The organism is Rhodovarius sp., assembly GCF_040399605.1.
Taxonomy (GTDB): Bacteria; Pseudomonadota; Alphaproteobacteria; order Acetobacterales; family Acetobacteraceae; genus Rhodovarius; species Rhodovarius crocodyli_A.
Genome location: NZ_JBBARU010000145.1, coordinates 1 through 3,583 on the forward strand (window position 1 = coordinate 1; position 3,583 = coordinate 3,583).

General features: G+C 66.5%; 2 protein-coding genes and 1 pseudogene. All 3 read right to left on the reverse strand.

The window, feature by feature from the left end:
* Positions 1–390: 390 nt before the first annotated feature.
* Positions 391–1,374 (reverse strand): tripartite tricarboxylate transporter substrate binding protein, encoded by a 984-nt coding sequence (locus ABWP84_RS18345; protein ID WP_353213469.1) that lies wholly within the window; start codon positions 1,372–1,374, stop codon positions 391–393.
* Complete coding sequence (locus ABWP84_RS18350) at positions 1,374–2,963, reverse strand: rhodanese-like domain-containing protein (protein ID WP_353213470.1); 1,590 nt, start codon at positions 2,961–2,963, stop codon at positions 1,374–1,376. The genes ABWP84_RS18345 and ABWP84_RS18350 overlap by 1 nt, the downstream gene beginning before the upstream one ends.
* Positions 2,964–3,201: 238 nt before the next feature.
* Positions 3,202–3,583: pseudogene (locus ABWP84_RS18355) on the reverse strand (transposase); the annotation flags it as partial.

Below are 3,583 nucleotides of genomic sequence, written 5' to 3' on the forward strand. Positions count from 1 at the left end.
AAGTCCCAAGCCATGGAGAGAAATGGCCCCGCGGAGAGAGAAAATGGGCTTTTCCGCCGAGAGCAATTCCCAAGCCTATCGCGCAAACGTCCGCGGAGCTTGGCCCTGAAACCGAATGTCTGTAAATTGGAGAAGGGGGTTGGAAAGCCAACTGGAGCAGCAGTGGGAACCGGATTCGAACCTTCGCTGGTGTCCATGAGACGCGTCTCACGGTTTGCGTCACTTGCCGCCCCTTGAGGACACCCCCGCAGACTTTCCTCGACTGCGCCGATCTGACGCATGGAAAGCAGCACATGGCTCAGGCCGCGTAGCTGAGCCAAAGACAGTCTCGATCCTGCGGATACCCACCGCGCCCGATTGAACCTAGATCGGATCGTTCCTTCCCCTAACTTAGCCATCCTCGCCACGGATGCCTGCGGTGGAAATTACTTCTGAGAAGCGCGCCTCGGCATCGTTTAGCACATGGTCGAATTCGGCGGGGGTGCTGGCCTGGATGACAAAGCCCAGGCCCTGTAGCCGCGCGCGCACGCCACCGTCCGAGAGCGCGAATTTCCGGGCCTCGTACCAAGCGTCCACAACCCTATCGGGCGTTCCTGCAGGCACCAGGACACCTTGCGTACTAGGCACATCGAGGCCGGGAACGCCGCTCTCGGCAAAGGTCGGCGTATCGGGCATCGCCGGGTCCCGCGCCAGGGTTGAGACGGCCAGGGGCACGATGCGGCCCTCGCGCACATGCGAGGTGACGGCAGGCAGCGTGATGATCATCGCATCCACCTGACCTGCCAGCAGGTCAATCGTGGCAGGCCCACCGCCGCGATAGGGAACATGCGTGACCTGCAGGCCGAGCGTGCGGTTCACCATCTCGCTGATGATGTGTGCGACGCCACCTATGCCGGGCACCGCCAGCGTCACGCGGTCGCCACGGGCTCGCAGCGCAGTGAAATACTCGTCGACGGTCCGGATGCCGGAACGGGGATGCGTGCACAGCAACTGCGCCGCTGTGATTGTCATAGTGACCGGGCGCAGCCGGTTCCGCGCCCGCCCCTGCCGCGCGCCCACCAGAATATCCTGTAGCACCAGGCCATCGCCCGAGGCGACCACCATGGTCAGCCCGTCCGGCGCCGCACGCCCCACCATCTGGTTGCCGACAAGACCCGCGCCGCCGCCCTGGTTCTCGACGATGATCGGCTGGCCCATCCGGTTCGACAGGATGGCCTGAGTGGCGCGCGCGTGAATATCGAGCGTGCCGCCGGGCGCCGCGCTGATCACCACGCGCACCGGCTGCGTGGGGCGCCAGCTTTGCGCATGGGCGGCAAGCGGCAGAAGCAGGGCCGGCGCCGTCAGAAGGCCGCGGCGGGGGAGGGGGCGCGCCATCACGACCGCCACGCGCCAAAGGGGGCGTCGCCATCCTTGTGGACCTCATTCACCAGATCCACTTCCCACGCCAGGTAGGCGAGCATTGCTTCCTCCACGCCGTCATTGTGGTCGAAGGGCAGTAGGTGAACGTCCTCGCAATCGCGGTCCTCAGGGTTGCGACGATCGGCCTGCATGGGGAAGCCCGCAGCCTTCCACGCGGCGGTACCGCCGGTCAGAAGCTTCACGGGCGCGGAGACGAGGGCCCGAAGTTCCGGCACGGCAAGCTTCGCCAGCGCCGCCTCGGGCGCAGTCACCACCACCTGACGGTCCCCCGTGAGATGCTTCGCGATGCGGGCCAGCCGTCCGCGCAGGCCCCAGATCGCGCTCGGCACATGTCCAGCGCGGAACTGGACCGAGCGAGCCAAGTCCACCACCTGCACCGAGCCTGCTGTCGCCATCGCGGCGAGTTCGGCGGGAGAAATCTGTGGCACATGGATGGCGTCGGCCTCCGGGCATGGTGGCTGCGGTATGCCGCTCTCCAGCCGGCCGGACAGACCGTCGGTCAGAACGAAGACCTCCCAGCCGCCAAGCTGCCGCAGCCAGCCGGCCGACATGCGCGCCCGCACACCGGTATCATCCACCAGCACGATGCGGGCGTGCCGCACTGCCACCCACATGTCGACCGATTGCACGAGCTGGCCGCCCGGCGCGTTCAAGCTAGAGGCCAGATGCCCCTCGGCGTATTCCTCTGGTGCGCGCACATCCAGCACGTGCGTCGTCCGCGTGGCGTCTGCGGTCAGCGCGGCGAGCTCCGCGCGGGTGATGAAGCGCACGCCGTGCTGCCGCGCGAAGCGATCGGCCCGTGAAAGGGCCGTCTCCACATCGGGCGGCAGGCGGCTAGGGTAGCTCTCCGTGCGGCCATGTGCGCAGGTGAAGCCCGCCAGCTCCCAGCCCATGGTGCCGTTGCGCAAGGCGACGACCTCGTTCGGGATGCCGGCGCTGCGCAGCGATTCAGCGCCCATGATGGAGCGCGTACGGCCCGCGCAATTCACCACCACCAGCGTCTCCGGCCGCGTCACGAATTCGCCGAAGCGATAGACCAGCTCCCCGCCCGGCACGTCGATGCCGCCGGGAATGGACATGCGGACGAACTCCTCCATCGGGCGGCTGTCTAGGATCACCATGTCGCGCTTCTCGGTGATCATGGCGTGCAGTTCCTGCGCACTCACCGACGGCGTTTCGTAGTGATGCTCCACCCATTCGCCGAAGGCCTTGGATGGCACATGCACGCCGGAAAAGGCGACGTAGCCTGCGGCGACCCAGGCAGGCGTGCCGCCCGACAGAACCGATACATCCGAACAGCCCAGTGACAGGAGATAGGCCGCCAGAATCTCCGCACATCCCTCGCCGCCGTCGACGCAAGTAATCCGCACATCAAGCCGCGGTAGCAGCGCGGGGGCGCGCAATTCCATGCGCGACAGCGGGCACGGTACTGCCCAGAAGAGATGAGACGGGCCGAAGCCACCTTCCTCCCGTGCGTCGAGAATGGCTAATTCCTGACCGTCGCCGATCCAACCCTTGAGGGTTGCCGCGTCTATGCGCTTCATGTGCGCTTGTTTCCTCATTTTCGGAGAGCGTTGCATGGGATGCGGTCGCCACGCAACGCTGCTGCAGCGCTCTTTCATCCCGCTGGATGAGGCAAGCTTGAGACACCAGCGCGCGCCGCGTCTTGAGCGCCAGTACGGATTACGCGGCGTGTCGCGCATCCGCTTCGCGGGGCCGCTGCACGGCATAATGCCCTATAGCTCCTCTGCGATGTCCGTGATGTGGCTGCAGAAAATATCGATAGAGCCCGATCATGGCGCGCCCTATGCGCAGTAGGACGCGCAGATCGGGCAAGTTCTCAAGCCGCCAGATGAGCGGCTGCGAGCACGCGCCGCGGCGTCGTGCAGGCGGTCGAGGGCGAGCCTGGAGGCGGGATCGTGCCGCAGGGCACAGGCTTCGTTGCCATCCTCGGAGCCGGCCGCGATCATCAGCAGGCGGAAGCGGATGATGTCGGCCAGGCTGTGCCGGGCCCCGCCTCCGGCGTCCGCGTTTCCTTGAGGCAGGCGGCCGGGCGATTGGCGATGCCGATGCGGCGCTCGATATCGCGCAGTGCCAGCACACCGCCATCGGAAGATAGCCGTGCGGCGTCGAAGCGGGCGATCAGGGGTTTGCCGGCGACCGG

Excerpts from the sequence above, each read along its gene's own strand:
- ABWP84_RS18350 (WP_353213470.1), bottom strand. The coding sequence starts at position 2,963 with ATGAAGCGCATAGACGCGGCAACCCTCAAGGGTTGGATCGGCGACGGT.
- ABWP84_RS18345 (WP_353213469.1), bottom strand. The coding sequence starts at position 1,374 with ATGGCGCGCCCCCTCCCCCGCCGCGGCCTTCTGACGGCGCCGGCCCTG.